The sequence below is a fragment of the Streptomyces sp. NBC_00249 genome, assembly GCF_026342355.1.
GTDB lineage: Bacteria > Actinomycetota > Actinomycetes > Streptomycetales > Streptomycetaceae > Streptomyces.
Genome location: NZ_JAPEMV010000007.1, coordinates 439,679 through 462,387, shown reverse-complemented (window position 1 = coordinate 462,387; position 22,709 = coordinate 439,679). Strand labels below are relative to the sequence as shown.

Below are 22,709 nucleotides of genomic sequence, written 5' to 3'. Positions count from 1 at the left end.
CCGTCCCACGGGATCCAGGAGGCATACTGCGGCCGTGACTCATGTACGCCTTCGCCACCCGTATCTGGACCACCCGGCTCCGATCCCCTTCGCCCACCGGGGCGGGGCCGCCGACGGGCTGGAGAACACCGCCGCCGCCTTCCGGCGGGCCGCCGAAGCCGGCTACCGGTACTTCGAGACCGATGTGCACGCGACGGCCGACGGCAAGCTGGTCGCCTTCCACGACGCGACGCTGGACCGGGTGACGGACGGCCAGGGGCGGATCCGGGAGCTGCCCTGGAGCCGGGTGCGCGAGGCCAAGGTGGCGGGGACCGAGCCGCTGCCGCTCTTCGAGGAGCTGCTGGAGGAGTTCCCCGAGGCCCGCTGGAACATCGACATCAAGGACGAGTCGGCCCTGCACCCGCTGGTGAACCTGATCGCGCGGGCCGGGGTCTGGGACCGGGTGTGCGTGGGCTCCTTCTCCGAGAGCCGGGTGGCCCGGGCCCAGAAGGTGGCCGGGCCGCGGCTGGCGACCTCGTACGGGGTGCGCGGGGTGGTGGGGCTGCGGCTGCGCTCGTTCGCGATCCCGGCGGCGCTGCGGGTCGGGGCGGTGGCGGCGCAGGTGCCCGAGACCCAGGCGGGCATCCGGGTGGTCGACCGGCGCTTCGTACGCACCGCGCACGCGCGGGGACTCCAGGTGCACGTCTGGACCGTGAACGAACCGGAACGTATGGAATCGCTCCTGGACCTGGGTGTCGATGGCATCATGACCGACCGGATCGACATCTTGCGCACGGTGCTGGACCGGCGCGGGGCCTGGGCCTGACGAGCCCGTGGGCCGCCGTGCCCGGTCCGGCGGCCGGAGCGGTACGGGGACCAGCGAGGGGGCGCTCATGACCGAGCGGACGGACATCGAAGCGGAATCCGGCGAGGAGGACGGCAGAGCCGCCGCCGCGCGCCGGCGGGAACAGCACGGCTGGTACTTCTACGACTTCGCCGTCTCGGTGTACTCGGCGAGCGTGCTCACCGTGTTCCTCGGGCCGTACCTGACCTCGGTGGCCAAGGCCGCCGCGGACGCCGAGGGGTACGTGCACCCGCTGGGCATCCCGGTGCGGGCCGGCTCCTTCTTCGCCTACTCGGTGTCGGCCTCGGTGCTCCTGGCCGTCCTGCTGATGCCGCTGGTGGGGGCCGCCGCGGACCGGACGGGGCGCAAGAAGCCGCTGCTGGCGGCGGCCGCGTACACGGGCGCCGCGGCGACGGCCGGGATGTTCTTCCTGGGCGGCGACCGCTACCTGCTCGGCGGGCTGCTGCTGATCGTGGCGAACGCGGCGCTGTCGGTCTCGATGGTGCTGTACAACGCCTACCTGCCGCAGATCTCCACGCCGGACGAGCGGGACACCGTCTCCTCGCGGGGCTGGGCCTTCGGCTACACCGCCGGCTCCCTGATGCTCGTGCTGAACCTGGTGCTCTACACGGCCCACGACTCCTTCGGCCTGTCCGAGGGCATGGCGGTACGGATCTGCCTGGCCTCCGCGGGCCTGTGGTGGGGTGCGTTCGCGCTGGTGCCGCTGCGCCGGCTGCGGGACCGGGCCGTGGTCCGCGAGCCCGGCGCGGGGCCGGCCGTCAGCGGCTGGAAGCAGCTCGTGGCCACCTTGAAGGACATGCGGCGCTACCCGCTGACCCTGTCGTTCCTGCTGGCGTACCTGATCTACAACGACGGCGTGCAGACGGTGATCTCGCAGGCCTCGGTCTACGGCTCCGAGGAGCTGGAGCTGGAGCAGTCCACGCTCATCGGGGCCGTGCTGCTGGTGCAGGTCCTGGCGGTGGCGGGCGCCCTGGGCATGGGGCGCCTGGCGCGGATCTACGGCGCCAAGCGGACGATCCTCGGCTCGCTGGGCGCCTGGACGCTGACGCTGGCCGCCGGGTACTTCCTGCCCGCCCGGACCCCGGCGTGGTTCTTCGCGCTCGCGGCGATGATCGGGCTGGTGCTGGGCGGCAGCCAGGCGCTGTCACGCTCGCTGTTCTCGCACCTGGTGCCGGCGGGCAAGGAGGCCGAGTACTTCTCGGCGTACGAGATGAGCGACCGGGGCCTGAGCTGGGTGGGACCGCTGGTCTTCGGCCTGACGTACCAGCTCACGGGCAGCTACCGGGACGCGATCGTCTCGCTGGTGGTCTTCTTCGCACTGGGTTTCGTGCTGCTCGCGCGGGTGCCGGTGCGGCGCGCGGTGGAGGCGGCGGGCAATCCTGTTCCCGAGCGCCTCTGAGCCCGGGTCCGGGAGTGGGGCCCGGCCCGGCCTCCGGGCCGGAATCACTTGCTCCGGACACCCGTCCGGACCCGGACCCACGAACGAATTCCGAACGAATTTCGACGTTCGAGCGAAGGGCCGGTAGTGTACGCCTTTGGCCTGCCAGGCGGACCGTTACTGCGCGCTTAAGAAGTGTAGACGTTGGGTGACATCTGCTGCCAGATGTGACAAAACGGGCATTGGTGGGTACAACAAGGGGCGGCACGACGGGCGACGCATGACCCGGAGCGGGAATCTATACCGCCGACCGGACGTTGACCGGATGACGACGACAGCGACACCTGTCCTGTGGGCGACAAGCCCGGGAGGCACGATTCATGAGTGAGCGAGCTCTCCGCGGTACGCGGCTCGTGGTTACCAGCTACGAGACGGACCGCGGCATCGATCTGGCCCCGCGCCAGGCGGTGGAGTACGCATGCCAGAACGGACATCGATTTGAGATGCCGTTCTCGGTTGAGGCAGAAATTCCGCCGGAGTGGGAGTGCAAGGCCTGCGGCGCCATGGCACTCCTGGTGGACGGGGACGGGCCCGAAGAGAAGAAGGGCAAGCCTGCGCGAACGCACTGGGACATGCTCATGGAGCGACGCACCCGCGAGGAGCTGGAGGAAGTGCTGGCCGAACGGCTGGCGGTCCTGCGTTCCGGCGCCATGAACATTGCCGTGCATCCGCGGGACAGCCGCAAGTCCGCGTAACAGGCGGACGGAAGCACGAAAAAGCCGAGGGGCCCCGCCACAGCGATGTGGCGGGGCCCCTCGGCTTTCGCTTTTCCTACGGGGCCAGCGGCGGGCGGTACGTGGTGTCCGGGCCGGAGGGCCCGTCCTCGCGGACGACCTCGCCCGGGACCACCTTGCCGTCGGGGTAGTGGATCCGGGCCTGGGTGAAGGCGTCGCCGAGGCCGCCCGGGGCGGAGGCCGCCGTCATGCGGCGCTCCAGCGTGCGCCCGGCGCGGCGGGCGGCGAAGGCCCGTACCGGCGGGAGCAGCAGCAGGAGCCCCGCCACGTCCGAGATCAGGCCGGGCATGATCAGCAGGAGCCCGGCGAGCATGGTCATGCCGTTGCCGGAGCCCTTGGGGGGCTGCGGGGCGGTCGGCACCTCGCCGGCCATCGCCTGGGCCTGGGCCTGCTGGACGCTGTCGGTCAGGTTCCTGAAGGCCCGGCGCCCGGCCCGCTTGATGACCACCCCGCCCAGCACCAGCCCGCCCGCGAGCAGCGCGGCGACGGTCACCCCGCCGGCCCATCCGGCGACCAGGCTGAGCAGCCAGATCTCCAGGATCAGCCAGGCGGCGACCGCCAGGGGGAGGAAGGTACGGGCGGGCGAGCGCCGCCGGGGGGCCGTCGGAGTGCCCTTCCCGAGTGGTCCAATGCCGGTCGTCATAGCATCCAGTGTGCCCGGGCCCGGTTAAGAACGACCTCAGCCGGAGGTACCGGACATCCCCTAAGGGTTCCGCGCAGGGCGCTGATCAGGGCTCTGATCAGGCAGGACGCTTGCCCGTGAGCTTGGCGGTGCGCTCCTTGAAGCCCCACTGCGTGACCCGCCACAGGGCCTCGACCACGATGTCCTTGCTCATCTTGCTGTCGCCGAGCTCGCGCTCCACGAAGGTGATGGGCACCTCGACGACGCGGAAGCCCTTGCGGACGGCCCGGCGGGCCAGGTCGACCTGGAAGCAGTAGCCCGCCGAGGCGACCTCGTCCAGGCCGAGCCCCTCCAGGGTCTCGCGGCGGAAGGCGCGGTAGCCGCCGGTCACGTCGCGGATCGGGACGTCCAGCATCAGCCGGGAGTAGGTGGAGCCGCCGCGCGAGAGGAACTCGCGGCTCTTGGGCCAGTTGACGACCCGGCCGCCCGGCACCCAGCGGGAGCCCAGCACCAGGTCGGCGCCGGTCAGGGCGGTGAGCAGGCGGGGCAGCTCCTCGGGCTGGTGGGAGCCGTCGGCGTCCATCTCGACGATCACGCCGTAGCCGTGCTCCAGGCCCCAGGCGAAGCCCGCGAGGTAGGCCGCGCCGAGACCTTCCTTGCCCTTGCGGTGCATGACGTGGACGTGGTCGTCGGCGGCGGCCAGCTCGTCGGCGAGCTTCCCCGTGCCGTCGGGGCTGTTGTCGTCCGCGACGAGGATGTGCGCCTCGGGCACGGCCGCGCGGACCCGGCCCACGATCAGCGGGATGTTCTCCGCCTCGTTGTACGTCGGAATGATCACCAGGGTGGTGCCGAGCGGTCCGTAGGTCCGCTGTCCGCCGTCGCTCACTGGGTCCCCTTGCGTGCTGTTCGTCCAGCCGGGCCCGGTCCGGCCCGCTTCGTCCATACCGTCACTGCGGGATGATTTTAGAACAGCGATCGGGGCCGACGGTCCTTCGGGCCGGACCGGCTCCCGCTGGCTGCGGACGACCGGGACCGTTGTCTACTGGACCGCCGGACCCCGATCCGGGGCCACCCCGCCGCCCGGCGAAACCTTCCCTCGCCCCCGAGGCGCGGGCGCGCTGCGCGGACGGATCCGTCCGGTACGGACGTCCTGTGGTGGACCCGGCCGAACCTATCCGGGTCCGGCCGCCCTCACCGAACCGAGGCCCGGCGGATCACCCCTGTGGCCGTACGAATACTTCCCGGCCGCCGACGACCGTCGCCAGGCACACCGGAAGCTCCCCGCCGGGGCTCAGACCGGGCAGTCCGGGGGTGCCCGAACGGGGGTCTGTGGACCAGCGGGCGACCCGGTCGTCGGGTGCCTGGACCACCAGCTCCTCGGTCTGCCAGACCGCGTAGTCGGCGGGCGCGCCCGGCACCAGCACCCCCGCGTCGTCGCGGCCCAGCGCCCGCCAGCCGCCCCGCGTGTGCGCGGTGAAGGCGGCCCGTACGGAGATCCGGTGCTCGGGGGTGCGGTGGAAGGCGGCCGCGCGGACGGTCCCCCACGGGTCGAGCGGGGTGACGGGAGCGTCCGAACCGAAGGCCAGCGGGACACCGGCCTTCAGCATCGCCGCGTACGGGTTGAGCGTGCGGGCGCGCTCGGCGCCCAGGCGGTCCGCGTACATGCCGTCCTCGCCGCCCCAGGCTGCGTCGAACGCGGGCTGCACGGACGCGGTCAGACCGAGCTCCGCGAAGGCGGCGACCGTGGCCGGGGTCATCATCTCCGCGTGCTCGACGCGGTGCCGGGCCGCGCGGATGCGGGCCAGGCCGACCTTCTCGGCGGCCGCCCGGACCCCCTCCACCACGGCGGTGATCGCGGCGTCCCCGATGGCGTGGAAGCCGGCCTGGAGGCCCGCCTCGGTGCAGGCGGCGACGTGCGCCGCCACCTCGGCGGCGTCGAGGTAGCCGGTCCCGGTGTGGGAGGCGTCGGCGTACGGGCTGTGCAGGCAGGCCGTGTGGGAGCCGAGGGCCCCGTCCACGAACAGGTCACCGGCCGCGCCGACGGCCCCGAGGGCCTTGGCCAGGTCGAGGTCCCGGTCGGCCCAGTAGCCGAAGACCCGGGGCCCGGGCCGCTCGCGGGCGAGTTCCAGGAGGGCGGTGAAGTCCTCCGCGGAGGAGATGTCGGGGCCGCCGCACTCGTGGACGGAGCCGATGCCGAGGGAGGCGGCCCGGTCCAGGGCGGCCCGCTGGGCCTCGGCGCGCTGGGCCGGGGTGACGGCGGCCAGCGCGGCCCGCCGCACGGCGTGGTGGTCGTCCCGGGTCAGCGGCTCGTCGCCGAGGGGCCGCACCTGCGGGACCAGCTCCAGCAGGGCGGTGGTCACCACCGCCGAGTGGACGTCGATCCGGCTCAGGTAGAGGGGGCGCCCGCCGGTGGCCCGGTCCAGCTCCTCCCGGCGCGGGGCGCGCCGCTCCGGCCAGCGGGCGGCGTCCCAGCCATGCCCGAGGAGCACCCGGTCGGCCGGCCGGCGCGCGGCGTACGCCCGTACGAGCTCCAGCGCCTCCGGGAGCGAGCGGGCCCCCGTCAGGTCCAGGCCCGTGAGGGCGAGGCCGGCGGAGGTGGTGTGCACGTGGGCGTCGGTGAAGGCCGGGGTGACGAGGGCGCCGCCCAGGTCGACGACCTCGTCCACGCCCTGCGCGAAGGCGTCGGCCGCGCCTTCCGACCCGACCCAGGCGATGTGGCCGCGCTCGACGACCATCGCGGTGGCGAAGGGGTCGGCGGGGCTGTGCACCTCGCCGCCGCGGAGGAGGACGGTACGGGTGGGGGCGGCGGCGGGGGCTCCGGCGGCGGTGGCGGAGGGGGTGCGGTCGGTCATGGGGACCAGTCTCGCCCCTGCGCTGGCCGCGCCGTTACCGGGGGCGGGGGTGCGGAGCCCGGGCTGCGCCCGGACCCCGTCCGTGTGCGGCGCCGTTGCGGGGGCTCCGCCCCCGGGCCCCCGCGCCTCAAACTCCCCCAGCTACCGCTGGGAGGTGCCCCCTGGCGGGGCTGGATTGGGCTGCGAAGGTCCGGCGAGGCTGGATTTGCCCGCGGAGGTCCGGCGGGGCTGGATACGGCTGCGGAGCCGGGTTCGTCAGATGCGGGGCGGGCGGGATTCGTAGGGGGTGGAGAGGACCACCGTGGTGCGGGTGGAGACGTGGGCCAGGGCTCGGAGGCGGCCCAGGAGGTCTTCCAGTTCCAGGGGGGTGGCCACGCGGACCTTCAGGATGTAGTTCTCGTCGCCGGCGACGCTGTGGCAGGCCTCGATCTCGGGGACGCCCGCCAGCCGGTCGGCGATGTCGTCCGGGGCGCTGGGGTCGAACGGTTTGACCGAGATGAAGGCGGTCAGCGGCAGCCCGACGGCCTCGGGGTCGACCACGGCGGCGTAGCCGCGGATCACGCCGCGCTGCTCCAGGCGGCGTACTCGCTGGTGGACCGCCGACGTGGACAGGCCCGTGGCCTTGCCCAGGTCCGTGTAGCTCATCCGCCCGTCCCGTACGAGCAGATCCACGATCTGGCGGTCCAGCTCCTCCATTGCGCTCATAGCCGCTCAACCTATTGCCCAGGACCGCTTCCGGCACAGCGGTGTCCACGTAGAAGTGGCACCTGCGGCGGGCATGTGACCAAGGCCACAGGCGTGTACGGGCGTACACCCCGTTGTGGTGGTTACTCGTGCCGTACGGCGGGAAGTGCTTGGTGTGGCCGTGGCCGAAGAACCTGCCCGCCCGGCCCACCCAAGGGGGAGTACATCCATGCTGAACACCAAGCGCGCCGGTCGCACCGAACCGGAGCCCCTGGAACTTCTCGCAGACGACTACGCGGCGGACGACGGGGAGTACCTCGATCAGGCCGACGGTTTCGAGATCCACCACGCGATCTGCCCCGACTGCGGACAGCCGATCGCCCTCGTCGCGGACGAGGAGCACCTTCCGCAGCACGCGCTGTGCCTGAGCCCGTGGAACCCCTTCGGGCTCACGGTGTGCGCGGGTACGGGCCGGCCGGTGTCGGACGCGCTGCCGACGGTGGGCGTGCTCCAGCCGGAGCAGCAGCTGGACGTCGTCCACCTCACCCTCCCGCAGGGCCTCGACTGGCGGACGCAGCCCTTCTCGCACGTCGGCGGTCCGGGCTCGCGTCCGCTCGCGTCGGAGTCGGCCACGCTGCCGCAGATGCGCCAGCACGCACAGGCCGCCTGAGTCCGGCTACCAGTACGTCCCCTGCACCATGCCGGCGAGGCTGGCGTGGTGCAGGATCAGGCCGTCGGGGTCGGCGGGGATCTCGACCTCGCCGAAGTGCGCCTGCCGGTAGGCGATGCGCAGCATGACGATCCCGTGCCGCAGGGCCGCGTAGAGGGTGTGGAACTCCATGTCGCGGGGGGTGTGGCCGGTGAGCTGCGCGTACCGGCGCTCCAGGTCCTCGCGGCGCAGGAAGCCGGGCAGGCCGGGCTGCCCGAAGCTCACGGTGAGGTCCTGGAAGAAGCGGTGCAGGTAGACGGTCCAGCCGAGGTCGACCTCGCGCGGGGCGTACGCGGCCATCTCCCAGTCGAGGACGGCGACGGGTTCGAAGCCGTCGGGTGCGTAGATGACGTTGCCGATGCGGGCGTCGCCCCAGTTCAGGACGGCGGGCCCTTCGTCGGCGGGCCAGAGTTCCTCCAGCCGGGTGAAGGCGCGCTCCAGCAGGGGTGAGGGGGCCAGGCCTTCGACGACCCAGGCGTAGTAGGCGCGGCTGGCTTCGACGTGGCGGCGCAGCGGGCTGCCCTGGCCGGGCGGGAGGAGGAATTCGGCCTCCTTCGCGGGGAACTGGTCGTGCAGCCGGGCCAGCAGGGAGATGCTCGCCTCCTGGAGCGCGGCGCGTTCGGCGTCGGTCGCGGAGTGCAGCCAGTTGCCCTCGTAGGTGTAGGGCATGACGTCGGGCGGTACGCGGCCCTCGGCGCGGGCCATGACGAAGAACGGCGCTCCGAGCGGGGCCGGGTCCTCCTCCAGCCACAGCACGCGCGGGACGGGCAGGTCGGTGTGGTGGGCGACGAGGTCCATCACCCGGTGCTGGCGGGGCATGTCGTAGGCGGGGAAGACGGCGTAGGCGGCCGGGTCGGCGGCCAGCCGCAGGGCACAGGCGCGGACGGGGGCCCCGGGGTGCTCGATGTCGAAGAGCAGGGTTTCGCTGGACATGCCGTTGGAGCCGGGTACGGAGGTGTTGGTGACCTTCGCTCCGGGGAGCCGGGTGGCGAGCCAGGCGGCGAGGCGGCGGCCGAGCTCTTCGGGCTCCCGGGTGGAGGTGCGGGGACGTGGTGCCGTGGCCATGGGCGGGCTCCTTCAGTGCGGGGCGACGGAGGAGTAGTCGGCGAAGCCGCTGGGGTCGTGGCGGCCGAAGCTGCCGTGCTCGAAGATGCCGAAGCCGGTGCGGCCGTCGAGGGTGAAGCGGGCCGCGTGGTCGGTGACCCCGAAGGCGGCCATGGGGTGGGCGGCCGGGTCGGAGAGGTCGTACGTACGGCGGTCGGTCCAGCCGCGGCCCTGCCAGGTGCCGTGCTGCCAGTCGGTGGCGGGCGGGTAGCCGGCGCCGACGGCGAGCGGGGAGGAGGCGAGGACCTCCACGCCGAGTTCGAGGGGCTTGCGGGAGGGGTCGGTGAGGTGGACGACCGCGGTCTCGGGGTGGCGGGTGCCGGGGCGGTAGCGGATCTCGGTGTGCGGCCAGCCGAGCTGGACGTCGTGGCGGCCGCTGTCCTCGGGGAAGACCTGGACGGCCTCGCTGAGCGTGCGGTGGCCGTCGGCGTCCTCCTGGGCGATGACCATGAGGAAGCGGTCCTCGAAGCGGACGGGGATCCAGAGCCAGTGGAAGCCCTCGGGGCGGTGTTCCTCCGCGGCCCGGCCGCCGTCCTCGCCGGGTATCGGGCGGACCCCCCAGCTGCGGTCGCGGGTGCCGGTCCACTCCCCCGGGGTGAGGGTGAACTCCTCGCCGCGGGCGCGCAGGGTGCCGGTGACGTTGCCGGCCTGGACGAAGCGGCGGCCTTCGAGGATGAGGCGGTCGCCGCGGCGCTGGGTGTGGTGGGGCTCCCAGACGGCGGGGAACTCGGCGGTCCAGGTGATCTCGTACGAGAGGCCGCCGGGGTCGGCGGGGTCGGGCTCGCAGCGGAGGGTGATGCGCTTGAGGGGTTCGTCGACGGTGATGCGCAGCGGGCCGACGGAGAGGTTCATCCGGTCGTCGGTGAGGGCGTCGGAGGCGCGGACGGCGAGGAGTTCGTCGCCGAGGCGGAGGGTGGCGTAGGCGTCGATGATCCCGGCGTTGGGGTAGACGCCGAGGCCGAGGATCAGGACGGCGCGGCCGGTGTGGTCGAAGACGTGGAAGATGCAGCGGTCGTAGGCGTTCCGGTCGCCGGTGACGAGGTGCTTCATCGACAACGGGGCCTGGTGGACGGGGTATTCGTCGAGGGGGACGGGACGGTCCGCGGGCATGGCAAACCTCCTGGGCACGGGGGTGGGCTGCGACTCGGCGGATATGACGGTACGTCAGACACCGCGCCCGGGGCCAGAGTTCTGGCACACCCTGACAGCGCGGCACGGCGAGCCATCGTGGAGGGAGCCGAGGGGCCGTCGCCCCACCCCCGTGCCGGGGGTCAGGAGCAGAGTTCACCGAACTTGACGACGTGCAGCTCCACCGGCTGGCCGTTGAAGGGGGTGCCGGGCTTCGGGAGCTGGGCGCACACCTGCCAGTTCGTCTCCTGGAGGACCATCCGGTCCTCCCGCGCGTCCTTGACGGTGAAGCTGGTGTTGGACGGCAGGGCGGCCCGGGCGGCCTTCACGGACTTGGTGAAGAAGTCCGGCATCGTGCCGGGCGCCGCCGACGGCAGGCCGGGGTCCGAGGCCGGGCAGGTCTCTTCGAGCTGCACCGCGCCGAAGTCGATCCGGACGTCGGTGTCCGAGACGCCGGGGCCGGGGCTCTGGAAGCAGACCTTCCAGTTCCGGTCGAACGCCTGGGCCCGGCCGCGGCCGAGGCTGTCGTGCGAGGCCAGGCGGTAGAAACCGGCCGCCTGCGCCTGGTCCTGCGCGGCCTGGAGACCCTTGCCGACGAGGTCGGGGATGGTGCCCTGCTTCGCGAGGACGGGGGCCCTGCCCTTCGCCGGGGCGGAGGCGGAGGCGGAGGCCGAGGCCGACGCCGCGGGCTTCGCGGGGGCGGGACCGGCCCCGTCCGCTCCGGAGGGCTTCGCGTCCTGGCAGCCGGTGAGGGCGAGGAGGGCGGCGACCGCCAGGGCGACCGGTACGGCGTGGTGTGTACGCATCAGGCCATGATCTCCGACCCCTCGGGCCTGTCGTCAGACTCCCGTCGTCGCCCGGGGGGCAGACGGGAGTCTGACGACAGGCCCGAGGGGGTGCCGCAGGCGGTGGGAAGGGTCGAACGGATGGGCGCGAGCGGCGAGGGGTTACCCGTGCGTCCGCTCCCGCGTTGGCCCTGCATGACCACACTCGAATCGGCCACGCCGAGAACGGGGCGTCGGCGCCGCCCCACGCCGCCCGGTTACGAAGAATCGGTTCAGCAGTCGGTTCAGCAGCCGATGCAGCCGTCGGCCCAGCAGGCCGCGCACCACCGGCACCCCGATCCGCCCATCTACGGCGCCCTGCTCGCCCGCTGGGCCGCCGACGGCCGGACGCTGCCGGGTCGGCGCGATCCGGAGTGGTCCCGGATCGCCTCGTCCCCGATCTGGCCGAGCGGACCCCTCTTCGGCGGACCCGACGGGCCGTGACACCGCCCCCGGGCCCTCACGCCACCGTCGGGCGGAAACCGCAGGCCCCGCGGAAGGCGTCGAGGGCCGGCCGCAGGGCGAGTTCCACGCGGGAGCCGTCAGCGGGTTTCCGGGCCGGCCAGGTGGCGGGCGATCACCATGCGCTGGATCTGGTTGGTGCCCTCCACGATCTGGAGCACCTTCGCCTCGCGCATCAGCCGCTCCACCGGGAAGTCCGCGGTGTAGCCGTAGCCGCCGAGGATCTGCACCGCGTCCGTGGTGACGGCCATCGCCGCGTCGGTGCAGAAGAGCTTGGCCATCGCCGCCTGGCGGGAGAAGGGCTTGCCCGCGTCCCGCAGCCGCGCCGCCGCCAGGTACAGGGCGCGGCCGGCCTCGATCTTCGTGGCCATGTCGGCCAGCATGAACCGCAGCCCCTGGAAGTCCGCGATGGGGTGGCCGAACTGCTTGCGGCCCAGCGCGTAGGCGAGCGCCTCGTCCAGTGCCGCCTGGGCGACGCCGACGGCGCAGGCCGCGATGCCCAGCCGGCCCGCGTCGAGGGCGGCGAGCGCGATGGAGAAGCCCTGGCCCTCCTCGCCGATCCGCCGCGCGTCGGGGACGCGTACGCCGTCGAAGTGCAGCTGGGCGGTGGGCGAGCCCTTCATGCCCATCTTCTTCTCGGGGACGGCCGCCGTCAGGCCGGGGGCGTCGCCCGGGACGAGGAAGGCCGTGATGCCCTTGGCGCCCGGGGCGCCGGTGCGGGCGAGGACGGTGTAGAAGTCGGCGACGCCGCCGTGGGTGATCCAGGCCTTGGTGCCGGTGATCACCCACTCGTCGCCGTCGCGGACCGCCTTGGTGGTGAGCGAGGCGGCGTCCGAGCCGGCGGCCGGCTCGGACAGGCAGTAGGCGCCGAGCAGCCCGCCGCCGAGCATGCCGGGCAGGTGCGCGGTGCGCTGCTCCTTGGTGCCGTACCCGGCGAGGCCGTGGCAGGCCAGGGAGTGGACGCTGACGCCGAGGCCGACGGTCAGGCGGGCGGCCGCGAGCTCCTCGAGGACCTGGAGGTAGACCTCGTACGGCTGCTCCCCGCCGCCGAACTCGCCGGCGTACGGGAGGCCGAGCAGGCCGGCCTCGGACAGCAGGGTGAAGACCTCGCGGGGGAACCGGCCGGTCTCCTCCTCGTCGGCGGCCCGGGGGCGGATCTCCCGCTGGGCGATGTCGCGTACGAGCGCGAGGAGGTCCCGGGACTCCTCGGTGGGCAGCTGACGGTCCACCGGTGCTGGGGCGCGGTCGTTCATGGCGGCGCTCTCCTCCCTCGTCGGGCACGGCGGCGACGCGTGAGGTGTGGGACGCGCCGCCGGATCTCGGTGCTCTCACAGCCGATGCTGCCCTCCCGGATCACGGGAGGGCTCGAACAGCGGCTGCGGCGGGTCGAGTATGCCCGATCAGGCGCTTTCCGTCACCGGTACTTGATTTCGATGATCGTCGGGGCCGGTCGCGATCTCCTCGACTGCGGGCGGAGCCGGGCAATCCGGAGCGAACTCCTCGATCACGGCCAGAGTGGCCCGCAGCTGGCGCACCAGCAGGGCGCCGACCTCGGCCTTGCCGGGCTGCCCTTCCCGGTCCAGGCCGCCGATCCAGTCGAGGGTGACGCCCTCCACCGCACAGAGCCAGCCCACCAGCGCGAGCCGGGCCAGCGGGGGCACGGCGCGGCGCCCGTAGGCGCCCTCGGCTATGGTGCCCACCAGTTCCTCGCGGACCGCGTCGCGAATGGCGAGGACCTCGGCGTCGGAGCCGACCCCGCCGGTGACGATGGTGCGGTAGGCGGCCTGGTGGTGTTCGGCGTAGTGCAGGTAGCCGTCGATGGTGCGGCGCACGCGCTCGGCGTTCGGCAGGTCCGGCTCCCCGCCCGCGCGGGCGACGAGTTCGGCGACGGAGTCCTCGACGATGGCGAGGTAGTAGCCGCGCTTGCTCTTGAAGTAGTAGTAGATGAGGCCCTTGGCGACGCCCGCGTGCTGGGCGATGTCGTCCACGGACAGGGCGTCGTACGAGGTGTCGGCGAACAACTTGCGGCCGATGGCTATGAGTTCGGCCTTCCGGACCTGCGACCGGCCGGTCCCACCGCGCTGTTGACTATTATTCAAATTCGGCCCTAGCCTCGAACTGCCACAGAATGCCCGCAGTATGGCAGACCTGTGCGCCGCGCTCGCTTCGCGCTACTCCTCCGCGCGGTCCCCCGCGCATGGCGCAGGGCGGGCCGGGATCGGCCGGGACGCCTCCACCCTCGACCGGGTGGACGGGGTCGAGGGCGAGCCGGGCAGGTTCGGGCTCCAGGCCGGGAACATCGAGGTCGTGGGCGTGAAGTCGCACGCCCGGTCCGCGACCGGCGGGAACTTCGGGCTCAAGGGGATGAAGCTCGACGTCAGCCTGGACGGACAGACGTGCTTCTAGGTCCGCGGGAGCGGCTGCGCGCGTGGCGCCGCACCCGGCCGTTCTGGGGCGGGCTGCTGCTGGTGCTGCTGGCCGGCGGAGCCCCGCGCAAGGTGCTGGTGCTGAAGATGGCCGCGGCCTCGCTGCGCGGCTACCGCCTGCGCGGCCGCGACGGCGGCCGGGAGTACGGGCTCGCCGCCGACTCCCTCCAGCAGGGCTAGAGCCAGCCGACCTGGGTGACGAACATGGCGAGGACGACCACCAGGGTCCAGCCGAGCACGTGCTCCAGCCAGGAGGAGTCTTCCTTGGGGCCGCCGGTGCCGACGAGGCGGCGGGCGCGGGCGGAGAGGGTGGCGGTGTGTGCGGTCATGCCGTCCAATGTGCCAGCGTTCGCGGCTTTCGCGGTAGAGACGATCGTCACTGGTGGCGCCCGTCACCCGCGGCGCCCCGCCCGGCCGCGGGCCCCGGCCGCTCCCCGGGAAGGGGAGGGGCCGGGGCCCGCAGGCCTACGGGCACGCCGTGCCCGCGCGCGGCGGCGCCGGTCAGGTGGTGCGGTTCTCGCGTCCCGCCATGGCCGCCATGGCCAGGCCGAGGCACAGGGCGACCGCGCCGGTGATGACGTTGCTGACGATGCTTCGGGTGGTGTCCATCTCACCGGCGATGGCCCAGGGGGCGACGATCGTCCAGGCACCGATGGCGACCGCCGTCCAGGCCATCGCGTGGGTGCGCTCGTACGCCGATCCCAGCCCGCCCATGCACAGACAGAAGGCCAGGCCGGCGATGACGTTGTTGATGGCGAGCGGGCCCAGGGTGCTGAACCCGGCGATCCACGGCGAAGCCGCCAGGTACAGGCCCGTGATCAGGGCGAGTGCCTCCACGGTCTGCGCGGCGGGAGTACTCGTCACCCGCTCGAACCGAGTGCGCATCTCGGCGAGGTCCGGGTGGTGTTCGATGCTCGGATGGGTGGTCATGGTGGGCTGCCTTCCTCTGACAAGCCTTATACGCCCTTTATGCCCATATTCCGCCCGTTAAGCCATCCGGACCAGCGGGCATTTCTCCACGGCGGCGCCTACGGGTCCCGGGGCGAGGGGTGTGGAACGGTTCGAGCCGATCAGGCACAGCAGTGATCGGAAGGACCACCATGATCAGAACGCTTTCCCTCGCCGGCGCCGCCGCGGCGCTCGCCGCCGCCACCCTCACGACGTCCGCGGGTGCGGCGCCCGGCTCCCCGGCCGCCGCACCGCCCGAGAAGATCACCATCGACGTGGTCCAGGTCAACGGCTCGGGCTGCCGCCCGGGCAGCGCCAGCGTCGCCGTCTCCCCCGACAACACGGCCTTCACCATCACCTACAGCGAGTACCTCGCCCAGGTCGGCAAGGACGCCAAGGCGACCGACTTCCGCAAGAACTGCCAGCTCGGCCTGAACGTGCACGTCCCCCAGGGCTACACCTACGCCGTCACCCAGGCCGACTACCGGGGCTTCGCCAGCCTCGCGGAGGGCGCCAGCGCCACCCAGAAGGCCAGCTACTACTTCCAGGGCATGTCCGACACGGCCCGCCGGTCCCACTCGCTCAGCGGCCACCTCCAGGGCGACTGGCAGGCCTCGGACACCGTGGGCATCGAGGCCCTCGTCTTCTCGCCCTGCGGCGCGCAGCGCAACCTCAACATCAACACCGAGCTCGTGGTGAACGCCGGCACCTCCGACACGGCCAACACCACCAGCTTCGTCGCCATGGACTCCTCCGACGGCAGCATCAACACCAAGTACCACTTCTCGTGGAAGGTGTGCCCGAAGCGCTGAGCGCGGCCTCCCGCAGAGGGGCTGCCGGGCGGACAGGCCGCCCGGCAGCCCCTCTGCCGTGCCTCAGTGCCGTGCCTCGGATGCCGTTGCCTCAGAGCACGCCGACCGCCGTGAGCGCCGCGATCCGGGCCGCGCCCGGCCGCTCCGGGGCGTAGAGGTAGCAGACGCCGCCGCTGCCGGAGACGGTCTTCCCGTCGGCGTTCAGGCGCTTGGTCCGCAGCCAGATGTTCTCGAACTCCCGCCGCCGGTAGACGCGGCGGACGGACGCGTTGTCGGCCGAGTTGGGGTCGTTGGCGATCACGTCCCCGGCGGCGGTGAAGCCGATCACGGTCATCAGGTGGCCGGCCGTGCCGTAGCCCGCGCCGGCGAGCTCCCCGGGACGGAAGGACTGGGAGGTGATGGCCGGGATCCCGGCCCGTACGAGGGTCTCCAGTTCGGTGAGGGAGGTCAGCCGGGTGACGACCCCGGCGAGCCCGGGGTAGGTGGCGGCGTAGGCGGCGTTGAAGGGCCAGTTGCCGCAGCCCTTGTAGGCGGCGTCGTAGGTGGCGCGGGCGGCGTGGCAGACCTGGGGGTCCGCGTAGCCCCGGTCCACCCAGGCGAGGGAGGCGGCGCTGGGCTTCCGGCCCCAGAACTCGATGATCATCTGCGAGGAGGTGGGGCTGCACCAGGCCTCGCCGCCGTTGTCGTACTGCGGGTACTGGCCGGCGTGGATCTCCTGGGAGTAGCGCGGGACCTTCAGCTCGTGGGGCGTGCCCGAGGGGGCGGAGGCGGGGACGGTGAACCGGTCCGGGACGGCGGAGGCCATCGCTCCGGCCAGCCGGACCGTGGGGCCCCCGCTCGCGCCGGGTGCGCGGTACAGGGTCAGGCGCAGCTGCCAGGCCCCGATCCGCAGGCCGCTGGACGCGGCCTGGCCGTCGACGGCCAGGGTGTCGGTCCAGACGGTGCTGCGGCCGTCGCTCTGGCCGTCGACGGAGGTGCGGCGGATGTCGCCGTCCCCGGAGGCCCAGCGGCCCATCACGTACCAGGGGGTGGCGCTGCCGTCGGTGTAGGTGCCGCGCAGTTCGGTCTGGATCCAGGTGCCGGGCGGGGTGGCGGCGTTCCAGGAGGCGATGGCCTCGGTGGCGGGGACGGCCGAGGGGTGCACCGGGGAGGTCCAGGTGGCGTACTCCCAGGTGGAGGCCTTCCCGGTGTGCGGGTCGGTGTAGGTGGTGCGGCCGGCCGGGGTCGCGATCTCCAGTCCGGGGCGGACGCCCCCGACGGCGGTGGTGCCCCGGTGGGTGCCGGCCTGCCAGTGGGCGTAGGTGTACCAGAACCGGTTGTCGACGGTCGGCCCGGTGGCGGCGCCACCGCCGCCGGAGCCGGGCGCCGGGCTCCGGCCGGTGCCGGCGGAGGCCCGCCCGCCGGGCACGGTGGCGGCGGTGGCGGCCGCGAGGGCGACGGCCAGGAGGGCGCGGCGGGGTGTGGGTGCGGTCATCGGCGTGGCCCCCAGGGGTCGGTGCGGTCGGTGCCGTGGAGCGGCTCGTCCACCCTTCCAGTTCCCCGCCGCGGCGGGGCAAAGCCGGGCGGCCGTGTCGGGGTGACGGCGCGGCCGGACGTACGCTGACCGGGTGGAAGCACAGCAGTCACTGGAGTCGCTCGCCCGGGAACTCGCCGCCCTGCCGCCCTCGCTGGGACCCGTACGGGTGATCGGCGTCGACGGACACGCCGGGTCCGGGAAGAGCACCTTCGCGGGGCGTCTCGCGCGGGCGCTGGGGGACGCTCCGGTGCTGCACCTGGACGACGTGGCCTCGCACGAGGAGCTCTTCGGCTGGTGGGGGCGGCTGCGCGCCCAGGTGCTGGAGCCGCTGGCGGCGGGCCGGGCCGCGCACTGGGCCCCGTACGACTGGGTGGAGCGCCGCTTCGGCCCGGAGCGGGTGCTGGAGCCGGCGCCCGTGCTCCTCGTCGAGGGGGTCGGGGCCGGCCGGCGGTCGCTGCGTCCGCACCTGGCGCACCTGCTGTGGATGGAGACCCCTCGCTCCACGTCCTGGGGGCGTGGGAGAAACCGGGACGGGCGCGAACTTTCCGACTTCTGGGACGGATGGGAGCGCGCGGAACTCGCGCACTTCTCGGACGACCCTTCACGCCCCTTCGCGGACACTCTGGTACGCCAGAGTGGTACGGGATACGAGTGGACTTCCGGGACGGCTGGGACCTCGGGAACCCCCGCTTCCGTCACCGAAAGTGACGGGCTCCCCCAGGCCTGAGCGGCCTCACCAACCCGGCCGCAGAGGCCTGCTCCGAGCCGCTTGACCCGGGCCCGGGAACGGCCGTACGTTCTGAATGCGCGGCCCGCAAAGGCCGCAGCGGACGCGAAGCCCCCGGTCGTTCCCCCGTGATCGGGGGCTTCGTTCTGCCCCCGGGCCGCTGCCGGCCGGGCAGCACGCGGGTCGGCCCACCCACCCTCCCTCACCCTGAGTTACCCTGCGCACCGGACAGCGCACCCGACCCGCACCCACCGCACCCTGGGTAAGGTGCGTCCCCGCAGGTACGATGCAGCCCTGATTTCATCGGCGGGGCGGACAACTCGCGTGTGCCGCGCGGGGGTTGCCGCGCACCACGGGGCAGGCTTGTGGGGGATGTGATGGACTTCGGCATGCCGGGCAGCGCACACGCCCCGGCCGAACTCGCCTGGCTGCGCGGGGTGGACGCCTGCACCATGGGCGCCTACCCGCAGGCGGAGGAGGAGTTCCGGGCGGCCGTCAGGCTCGATCCCGCCATGGCCGACGCCTGGCTGGGACTGCACGCGCTGCGCGTGGACACCACGAACGCGTTATTGCGCATGTACGCCCACCGGGACCGCTTCGGGGAACAGCGGACCCGGCATCGACGTACGCTCAACTCCTGGTACTGGCTGGGCTGGTGGGTGCAGCCGGTGCTGGAGAGCCGGCGGGACCTGCTGCTGGCGCACGCCTCTCACTGGCTGGACGGCCGGCACGTCCCCGAGCTGGACCAGGCCCTCGCCGCGCTCCCCCCGGTGGACGCCGATCCGCAGGTGCGCTTCCTGCACGCCTGCCGCGCCTACCTGGTCAAGGACTGGGAGCAGCTCGTACGGCACACCGAGCCGCTGGTCGACGATCCGCTGCTCGGCATCGAGGCGGGCCTGTTCGGCGGGATGGCGCGGGTCCGGCTGGAGATGTACGGGCAGGCGGAGCCGATGCTGTCGGCGGCGCTGATGCGCTGCCGGAGCGAGCAGCCGCAGCGCAAGGAGCTGCGGTACTGGCTGGCGCGGGCCCGCGAGGGCACCGGGCGCAGCGCGGCGGCGCTGCCGCTGTACCGGGCGGTGCACCGGGTGGACCCGGCGTTCATGGACACGGCCGCCCGGCTGACGGCCATCGAGGACAGCGACGACGGCGACGGGATGGCCGACCTGGCCGGGCACGCCGGGTACGGCGGGCACTTCGCCGAGGGCTTCGCCGGGCACGGGCTGTCCCCGGCCGGCGGGGACTTCACGGCGGTGGCCCTGGGCGGCGGGGGCGGCCCCGGCCCCGGCCAGGACATCGCGGCGGACGGGCAGGTGGACGCCGATCCGCCGACGCCCGGGGAGCCGCCGGACCCCCGCTTCGGCCCGCCCTCGGGCACGGGCCGGCTGGAGGGCGTACGGCACAAGGTGTCCGTCCCCCCGCAGGGCGCCCCGGCGGGGCTGCCCGCCGGGCCGGCCGATCCGCAGGCGCTGGCCGAGGCGCTCGCGGAGCTGGAGCGGATGGTGGGCCTGGAGCCGGTCAAACGGCAGGTGAAGGCCCTGTCGGCGCAGCTGCACATGGCCCGGCTGCGCGCGGCGCAGGGGCTTCCGGTGCAGCCGCCGAAACGCCACTTCGTCTTCTCGGGCCCGTCGGGCACCGGGAAGACCACGGTGGCCCGGATCCTGGGCCGGGTGTTCTACGCGCTGGGGCTGCTCGGCGGCGACCATCTGGTCGAGGCCCAACGCGCCGATCTGGTCGGCGAGTTCCTCGGGCAGACCGCGGTGAAGGCGAACGAGCTGATCGATTCCGCGATCGGCGGGGTGCTGTTCGTGGACGAGGCGTACAGCCTCTCCAACTCCGGCTACAGCAAGGGCGACGCGTACGGGGACGAGGCCCTGCAGGTGCTGCTGAAGCGGGCCGAGGACAACCGGGACCACCTGGTGGTGATCCTCGCGGGCTATCCGGCGGGCATGGACCGGCTGCTGGCCGCCAATCCGGGGCTGTCCTCGCGGTTCACGACGCGGGTGGACTTCCCGAGCTACCGGCCGGTGGAGCTGACGGCGATCGGCGGGGTGCTGGCGGACGCGAACGGCGACCACTGGGACGAGGAGGCGACGGAGGAGCTGCGGAGCATCAGCGGGCACGTCGTCGAGCAGGGCTGGATCGACGAGCTGGGCAACGGGCGGTTCCTGCGGACGCTGTACGAGAAGAGCTGCGCGTACCGGGACCTGCGGCTGGCGGGCTTCGCCGGGGAGCCGTCGCGGGAGGACCTCGCGACGCTGCGGCTGGCGGACCTGATGCAGGCGTACGGGGAGGTCCTGTCGGGCCGGGGCCCGGCGGGGCCGGGACGGTCCGAGCCGTAGCCCCGCAGAGCCACGGCTCGGACCGCGCTAGCGGCGGGCCGCCGGGACGCGGTGTGCGGGGTCGCGGACCTCGCCGACCAGCATCTCCAGGACGTCCTCCAGGGCGACCAGGCCCAGGACCCGGCCGGCCGGGTCGGCGACCTGGGCCAGGTGGGTGGCGTCGCGGCGCATGACGCTGAGGGCGTCGTCCAGCGGGAGCGTGGAGCACAGGGTGGTCATCCTGCGCCAGACCCGCTGCGGCACGGCCCGCTCCCGGTCCTCCAGGTCCAGGACGTCCTTGACGTGGAGGTAGCCCATGAAGGCCCCGGTGTCGGCGCGGACCGGGAAGCGGGAGTAGCCGGTGCGCACCGTCAGCTGCTCGATCTGCCGGGGCGTGACGGCGGGGCCGACGGTGACGAGCCGGCCCGGGGACAGCAGGACGTCGGTGACGGGGCGGCTGCCCAGTTCCAGGGCGTCCTCCAGGCGTTCCTGCTCGACCGGTTCGAGGAGCCCGGCCTGCCGGGAGTCCTCGACGAGCCGCCCGAGCTGGGCGCTGGTGTAGACGGCCTCGACCTCGTCCTTGGGCTCCACCTTGAACAGGCGGAGCACGAGCGCGGCGCAGGCTCCGAGCGCGGCCGTCACCGGTCCGCAGACGCGGGCGAAGGCGACCAGTCCGGGGCTGAACCACAGGGCGGTCCGCTCGGGGGCGGCCATGGCGAGGTTCTTGGGGACCATCTCGCCGATGACCAGGTGCAGGACGACCACGGTGGCGAGCGCGAAGGCGTAGCCGAGGGGGTGGATCAGGCCCTCGGGGACGTGCGCGGCGTGGAAGAGGGGCTCCAGCAGCCGGGCGACGGTGGGCTCGGCGACCGCGCCGAGGGTGAGCGAGCACATGGTGATGCCGAACTGGGCGGCGGCCATCATGCGGGGCAGGTTCTCCAGGCCGTGGAGCACCTGGCGGGCCCGCTTGGAGCCGGCGGCCAGGGGCTCGATCTGGCTGCGGCGTACGGAGACGAGCGCGAACTCGGCGCCGACGAAGAAGCCGTTGGCCAGGACCAGGAGCAGGGCGAAGAGCAGTTGGAGGGCGTTCACCGGGAGACCGCCTCCAGGGCGCCGGCCGGGGCGGCCGGGACGGTGTGCGGCCTGACGGGTTCGCCCGCCGGGTCGGGGGTCGTGCGGACCAGCCGGACCCGTTCGGCGCGGTAGCGGCCGACCTGGCGGACGGAGAGCTTCCAGCCGGGGAGTTCGGCGCGGTCCCCGGGGGCGGGGATACGGCCCAGGAGGTCGGCGACGAGGCCGGCGACGGTCTCGTAGGGGCCCTCGGGCACCTCCAGGCCTATCCGGCGCAGGGTGTGCACGCGGCAGCTGCCGTCGGCCTCCCAGGAGGGTCGGCCGTCCTCGGCCGGTACGGAGGCCAGCTCGGGGCTGTCGTCCTCGGCGAGGTCGTGCTCGTCGCGGACCTCGCCGACGAGTTCCTCCACGATGTCCTCCAGGGTGACGACCCCGGCGGTGCCTCCGTACTCGTCGACCACGACGGCCATGGGCTGTTCGCTGCGCAGCCGTTCCAGCAGCGGCTGCACCGGCAGGGAGCCGGGCACCAGCAGCGGGGCGACGCAGATCCGGCTGACGCTGGTGCGGGCGCGCTCGGGCTCGGGCACGGCGAGGGCGTCCTTGAGGTGGACGACGCCGGTGATCTCGTCGATGCGCTCGCGGTAGACCGGGAAGCGGGACAGGCCGGTGGCGCGGGTCAGGTTCAGCACGTCGGCCGCGGTGGCGGTGTGCTGGAGGGCGCTGACCTTCACCCGGGGGGTCATGACGTGCTGGGCGGTGAGGTCGCCGAGCGAGAGGGTCCGCACGAAGAGGTCGGCGGTGTCCTGTTCGAGGGCGCCGGCCTGGGCCGAATGGCGGACCAGGGAGACCAGTTCGCCGGGGGTGCGGGCGGAGGCCATCTCGTCGGTGGGCTCCACGCCGAGCGCCCGTACGAGACGGTTCGCGACGGCGTTGAGCGCGGCGATGACGGGCCGGAAGGCCCGGGAGAAGGTCTGCTGCGGGCCGGCGACGAAGCGGGCCACCTGGAGCGGCCGGGAGATGGCCCAGTTCTTCGGGACGAGCTCGCCGACGACCATCTGGACGGCGGAGGCGAGCAGCATGCCGATGACCACGGCGACGCCGGGGACGGCTCCCCGGGGCAGGCCGGTCGCGGCGAGCGGCCCGGACAGCAGGGCGGCGAGGGCCGGTTCGGCCAGCATGCCGACGACGAGGGAGGTGATGGTGATGCCGAGCTGGGTGCCGGAGAGCTGGAAGGACAGCTCGCGCAGGGCCTCGACGACGGTGCGGGCGCGGCGGTCGCCCTCGGCGGCCGCACGTTCGGCCTCGGGTCTCTCCACCGTGACGAGGCCGAATTCGGCTGCCACGAAGAAACCGTTGGCCAGGATCAGGGCGAAGGCCGCCAGGAGCAGGAGTAGCGGGATGGTCATGCCGCCGCCTCCATGGGGAGGGCGGCGCGGGTACTACCGGACGATCCGTCCATTGCTGGAGGGAGTCACTCCTCTGGTCGCAGG

General features: G+C 73.4%; 24 protein-coding genes. 10 read left to right on the top strand and 14 right to left on the bottom strand.

Annotation, left to right across the window (positions count from 1 at the left end; translation table 11 throughout):
• Positions 1-34: 34 nt before the first annotated feature.
• From OOK31_RS29505 to OOK31_RS29495, 3 genes are all read left to right on the top strand, one after another.
• Entirely contained in the window at positions 35-805 is a 771-nt protein-coding gene (locus OOK31_RS29505) for a glycerophosphodiester phosphodiesterase family protein (protein WP_267090404.1), read from the top strand.
• Positions 806-872: 67 nt separating this feature from the next.
• Positions 873-2,243, top strand: coding sequence for an MFS transporter (locus OOK31_RS29500; protein ID WP_267090403.1), 1,371 nt, complete (start codon positions 873-875; stop codon positions 2,241-2,243).
• A 359-nt stretch (positions 2,244-2,602) separates the two neighbouring features.
• Positions 2,603-2,977, top strand: coding sequence for an RNA polymerase-binding protein RbpA (locus OOK31_RS29495; RefSeq protein WP_007262928.1), 375 nt, complete (start codon positions 2,603-2,605; stop codon positions 2,975-2,977).
• A gap of 76 nt (positions 2,978-3,053) precedes the next feature.
• Here the strand turns inward: OOK31_RS29495 and fxsA are convergent, their stop codons facing one another.
• The 4 genes from fxsA to OOK31_RS29475 all read right to left on the bottom strand — a co-directional run bounded on the left by fxsA (position 3,054) and on the right by OOK31_RS29475 (position 7,186).
• Positions 3,054-3,659, bottom strand: coding sequence for an FxsA family membrane protein (gene fxsA / locus OOK31_RS29490; RefSeq protein WP_267090402.1), 606 nt, complete (start codon positions 3,657-3,659; stop codon positions 3,054-3,056).
• A gap of 97 nt (positions 3,660-3,756) precedes the next feature.
• Positions 3,757-4,524, bottom strand: coding sequence for a polyprenol monophosphomannose synthase (locus tag OOK31_RS29485; RefSeq protein WP_267090401.1), 768 nt, complete (start codon positions 4,522-4,524; stop codon positions 3,757-3,759).
• A 328-nt stretch (positions 4,525-4,852) separates the two neighbouring features.
• The gene (locus OOK31_RS29480; RefSeq protein WP_267090400.1) at positions 4,853-6,490 is read right to left on the bottom strand and encodes an amidohydrolase; all 1,638 of its coding nucleotides are present in this window, start codon (positions 6,488-6,490) and stop codon (positions 4,853-4,855) included.
• A gap of 255 nt (positions 6,491-6,745) precedes the next feature.
• The gene (locus OOK31_RS29475) at positions 6,746-7,186 is read right to left on the bottom strand and encodes an Lrp/AsnC family transcriptional regulator (protein ID WP_267090462.1); all 441 of its coding nucleotides are present in this window, start codon (positions 7,184-7,186) and stop codon (positions 6,746-6,748) included.
• Between the two features lie 217 nt (positions 7,187-7,403).
• Here OOK31_RS29475 and OOK31_RS29470 point away from each other — a divergent pair, with 217 nt between their 5' ends.
• Entirely contained in the window at positions 7,404-7,844 is a 441-nt protein-coding gene (locus tag OOK31_RS29470; protein WP_267090399.1) for a hypothetical protein, read from the top strand.
• Positions 7,845-7,850: 6 nt separating this feature from the next.
• Here OOK31_RS29470 and OOK31_RS29465 read toward each other — a convergent pair whose 3' ends face one another.
• From OOK31_RS29465 to OOK31_RS29455, 3 genes are all read right to left on the bottom strand, one after another.
• Positions 7,851-8,948, bottom strand: coding sequence for a phosphotransferase family protein (locus tag OOK31_RS29465; RefSeq protein WP_267090398.1), 1,098 nt, complete (start codon positions 8,946-8,948; stop codon positions 7,851-7,853).
• 12 nt (positions 8,949-8,960) lie between these two features.
• Complete coding sequence (locus OOK31_RS29460) at positions 8,961-10,097, bottom strand: hypothetical protein (RefSeq protein ID WP_267090397.1); 1,137 nt, start codon at positions 10,095-10,097, stop codon at positions 8,961-8,963.
• Positions 10,098-10,258: 161 nt separating this feature from the next.
• The gene (locus OOK31_RS29455) at positions 10,259-10,921 is read right to left on the bottom strand and encodes a hypothetical protein (protein ID WP_267090396.1); all 663 of its coding nucleotides are present in this window, start codon (positions 10,919-10,921) and stop codon (positions 10,259-10,261) included.
• A gap of 273 nt (positions 10,922-11,194) precedes the next feature.
• On the opposite strand from OOK31_RS29455, the gene OOK31_RS29450 reads away from it, so the two are divergent.
• Positions 11,195-11,383, top strand: coding sequence for a hypothetical protein (locus OOK31_RS29450; protein WP_267090395.1), 189 nt, complete (start codon positions 11,195-11,197; stop codon positions 11,381-11,383).
• Between the two features lie 98 nt (positions 11,384-11,481).
• Here OOK31_RS29450 and OOK31_RS29445 read toward each other — a convergent pair whose 3' ends face one another.
• On the bottom strand, positions 11,482-12,654 hold the full coding sequence (locus OOK31_RS29445) for an acyl-CoA dehydrogenase family protein (protein ID WP_267090394.1): 1,173 nt from the start codon (positions 12,652-12,654) through the stop codon (positions 11,482-11,484).
• Between the two features lie 147 nt (positions 12,655-12,801).
• Positions 12,802-13,500, bottom strand: coding sequence for a TetR/AcrR family transcriptional regulator (locus OOK31_RS29440; RefSeq protein ID WP_267090393.1), 699 nt, complete (start codon positions 13,498-13,500; stop codon positions 12,802-12,804).
• Between the two features lie 40 nt (positions 13,501-13,540).
• Here OOK31_RS29440 and OOK31_RS29435 point away from each other — a divergent pair, with 40 nt between their 5' ends.
• Positions 13,541-13,807, top strand: a complete 267-nt coding sequence (locus tag OOK31_RS29435; protein ID WP_323188267.1) for a DUF6230 family protein — start codon at positions 13,541-13,543, stop codon at positions 13,805-13,807.
• Positions 13,798-14,007 (top strand): hypothetical protein, encoded by a 210-nt coding sequence (locus OOK31_RS29430; RefSeq protein ID WP_267090392.1) that lies wholly within the window; start codon positions 13,798-13,800, stop codon positions 14,005-14,007. Before OOK31_RS29435 ends, OOK31_RS29430 begins: the two co-directional genes overlap by 10 nt.
• Here the strand turns inward: OOK31_RS29430 and OOK31_RS29425 are convergent.
• Positions 14,004-14,156 carry an SCO1431 family membrane protein gene (locus OOK31_RS29425; RefSeq protein WP_267090391.1) on the bottom strand — a complete coding sequence of 51 codons (153 nt, stop codon included), beginning with the start codon at positions 14,154-14,156 and terminating at the stop codon, positions 14,004-14,006. The two genes, OOK31_RS29430 and OOK31_RS29425, sit on opposite strands and share 4 nt — an antisense overlap.
• A gap of 172 nt (positions 14,157-14,328) precedes the next feature.
• A complete protein-coding gene (locus tag OOK31_RS29420; protein ID WP_267090390.1) occupies positions 14,329-14,757 on the bottom strand; it encodes an SPW repeat protein in 429 nt (142 codons plus the stop codon).
• Between the two features lie 170 nt (positions 14,758-14,927).
• Here OOK31_RS29420 and OOK31_RS29415 point away from each other — a divergent pair, with 170 nt between their 5' ends.
• Positions 14,928-15,587 (top strand): DUF4360 domain-containing protein, encoded by a 660-nt coding sequence (locus OOK31_RS29415; protein ID WP_267090389.1) that lies wholly within the window; start codon positions 14,928-14,930, stop codon positions 15,585-15,587.
• Positions 15,588-15,678: 91 nt separating this feature from the next.
• Here OOK31_RS29415 and OOK31_RS29410 read toward each other — a convergent pair whose 3' ends face one another.
• Positions 15,679-17,061: a peptidase C39 family protein gene (locus tag OOK31_RS29410; RefSeq protein WP_267090388.1), complete on the bottom strand. Its 1,383-nt coding sequence runs from the start codon at positions 17,059-17,061 to the stop codon at positions 15,679-15,681.
• Between the two features lie 151 nt (positions 17,062-17,212).
• Between OOK31_RS29410 and OOK31_RS29405 the strand changes: the two genes are divergently transcribed.
• Positions 17,213-17,830 carry a uridine kinase gene (locus OOK31_RS29405; RefSeq protein ID WP_267090461.1) on the top strand — a complete coding sequence of 206 codons (618 nt, stop codon included), beginning with the start codon at positions 17,213-17,215 and terminating at the stop codon, positions 17,828-17,830.
• A gap of 377 nt (positions 17,831-18,207) precedes the next feature.
• A complete protein-coding gene (locus OOK31_RS29400) occupies positions 18,208-20,169 on the top strand; it encodes an AAA family ATPase (protein WP_267090387.1) in 1,962 nt (653 codons plus the stop codon).
• A gap of 27 nt (positions 20,170-20,196) precedes the next feature.
• Here the strand turns inward: OOK31_RS29400 and OOK31_RS29395 are convergent, their stop codons facing one another.
• Both OOK31_RS29395 and OOK31_RS29390 read right to left on the bottom strand, forming a co-directional pair.
• Entirely contained in the window at positions 20,197-21,240 is a 1,044-nt protein-coding gene (locus OOK31_RS29395) for a hemolysin family protein (protein WP_267090386.1), read from the bottom strand.
• Positions 21,237-22,625, bottom strand: a complete 1,389-nt coding sequence (locus OOK31_RS29390) for a hemolysin family protein (RefSeq protein ID WP_267090385.1) — start codon at positions 22,623-22,625, stop codon at positions 21,237-21,239. Before OOK31_RS29390 ends, OOK31_RS29395 begins: the two co-directional genes overlap by 4 nt.
• Positions 22,626-22,709: the final 84 nt, after the last annotated feature.